This window comes from Treponema endosymbiont of Eucomonympha sp., assembly GCF_001028545.1.
On record NZ_BBPW01000625.1, the window covers coordinates 1 to 454 of the forward strand.

The 454-nt window shown below is 64.8% G+C and carries 1 protein-coding gene; it reads right to left on the reverse strand.

Going from position 1 to position 454, the window contains the following annotated elements:
* The coding region (locus AWU74_RS08380; RefSeq protein ID WP_238580276.1) for a hypothetical protein at positions 1 to 331 on the reverse strand (331 nt) is incomplete at its 3' end.
* Between the last annotated feature and the right edge of the window lie 123 nt (positions 332 to 454).

Here is a 454-nt window from a genome sequence, read left to right on the forward strand (position 1 = left end):
CGGCATATTCGGTGCTGTCGACTGGCGCGGTGCCGCGGGCGAGTCCTTCCAAATCGTATATGACCCGGAAAAACGCCCGCTCACCGCCGGAATCTGACGTCATTCCGCCGGAACCGCCCCCCCAGTCAAAGCGCAGGACGGCGCTCAGCTCCTCGAGTTCCCGTTCCGTATCGTGCCGCCCGGCGAAGAACAGGAGCGCGCAAAACGCCGCGAGCGCAAGTCCTAGCGCGGCGAACAGGCGCTTCTTCGGCAGCCTCCGCCGTTTTTCGCGCTTCGCCACAAGCGGCGTCGCAGTCTTTTGCTCTCGCTTTTTCTCCCGCCGCTTCTTCACCCGCGAATGCCCCGCCTGCGCACAGGATACGGATTATCGGCGGGAGCGGCAAGCGGCGTTCGGCGCAATCTGCATTACGCGCAAGCTCCCCAAAAGCGTAACCGTTTCCCCGCCGCGGCAGAC